This is a genomic window from Corynebacterium sp. HMSC05E07 (assembly GCF_001807225.1).
Taxonomy (GTDB): Bacteria; Actinomycetota; Actinomycetes; order Mycobacteriales; family Mycobacteriaceae; genus Corynebacterium; species Corynebacterium singulare.
Genome location: NZ_KV788218.1, coordinates 1 through 1,604 on the forward strand (window position 1 = coordinate 1; position 1,604 = coordinate 1,604).

Annotated in this window: 2 protein-coding genes; both read left to right on the plus strand. The window is 49.2% G+C overall.

From position 1 onward, the window contains the following. Positions 1-278, plus strand: a 278-nt coding sequence (locus HMPREF3149_RS05080) for an adenine-specific methyltransferase EcoRI family protein (RefSeq protein WP_246819950.1), incomplete at its 5' end; no start/stop codon positions are given. Between the two features lie 131 nt (positions 279-409). Continuing rightward, complete coding sequence (locus tag HMPREF3149_RS13310; protein WP_141741455.1) at positions 410-973, plus strand: hypothetical protein; 564 nt, start codon at positions 410-412, stop codon at positions 971-973. The last annotated feature ends 631 nt before the right edge of the window (positions 974-1,604 follow it).

Genomic DNA, 1,604 nt, shown 5'->3' on the forward strand with positions numbered 1-1,604 from the left:
GACACTGCTACCAAATAGCCGGTCGCAACAGAGACGGAATCATCAACATCGATGACCTGCAATGGACGTATCTGAAGGGTGACGGGGATTTCCGAAGTGAAGAAGTAACGCGGCTACGCGATGAGGCGGACGTTGTGGTGACCAATCCTCCGTTTAGTTTGTTTCGGGAGTTTGTTTCTTGGCTCGTTGACGGGGATGCCAAGTTCTCCATTGTCGGTACCGAGAACGTGATCACGTACAAAGAGTTCTTCCCACTGAATCACATATACTTAAAGTGAGCAGGAGCAAAAGTTCCCTAGCTCAACACTCAGGTACTCTATGCCTAATCACCGCCCATAGGAGATTCGAAATACATACTGCTCACTCATTGCTGAAAAGAACCTGCCCCAAACGCGTCATGATAGCTTGCGTGGCGCTTAGCATGGTTGGAGGAAATACATACGCTACAGCAGCCGAGACAAATTCCCCCGATTTTACCGCTGTCGAAGTAAATTCAGAACCGACTTCTGCACAGGAAGCACAACTGGCTGATGACCTAGAAGTACTTTTTACGGAATATATTTCCCAAAAAGATGGTGTCTTCACCGTCAATGAACAAGCCGTAATAAGAGATGGTTACGCAGACAGCATGGGCGACTTTCATGCAGTGGCCCGAGCCTTCAACAGTCCCAACCCTGGACATCCTCAGACAGGTTCAAAAACCCCAGTTATGGTACAAACTTACGATGCAAATTCATACGCAAAGTGCGTATTATGGAGTGCGCTAGGAATTCCAGCCACGGCTTTCACTAGCGGCACGTGGTCAGCCATCGTAACTGGTATTAAAGCCTTCAATTGGAAGCTGGCCGCTTCCACCATCGTACGAGCTCTTGGCCCTGCATTCGTAAACGGTGCTGGAAAGGCTATCGGTGGTCCAGCGACGATCGCAGCCTTTTTGGCCGCTTCCGCAGGATTGTGTGCCTTTCAACAGTAATGGTTTCTAGAAAAAAGTATCTTGTTCGCCTGATTGGCACCAGCATTATTTTCTTTGCACTTGTTGCCGTTATCTTCGCTTTCTTTTTTTCAATGGGCCGAGGACACACGCTAAATTTTGATGACGCGATTCCTTGGCTTATCGGAACCCTAGTCTCTGGACTGCTGACTGTAATGTGGGTCAAAAGAAAAGCGAAGGACTTCCGAGAAAGAGAGAATCTCTGGGGACCATCGACGAAATAAAAGCACCTAATTCACCAGGATGGTAATGCTCAGATGTTGCGACGAGGGCCGAAGCTTTTTAAAGTTTCGGCCCTCGTCGTCTGGGGTGTACTCAATTGAGTATTTTATTCATCGCAATGGTTATTGCTTATATTTAATCTCGATTACAGTTCTGAAGCCACAAGGAATAGCCCACCACCCCTTTCTGGTAGGCGGGTGTGGCCGACGTTGACGCGGTGTAAGTGTGCGAACCGGTCGGGTGTGCTGGTTGCGCGTTTCACGAGCGCAATCCCCGAATTGCGGTAGTGGACGTAGGTTTCAATTGGCCCACCCGCAACCGGAACGAGAAAAGCCCCTCATGATGAGGGGCTTAACCTAGGTTGCTGAGAGCGGCTTGTTGGTAGGGGTGT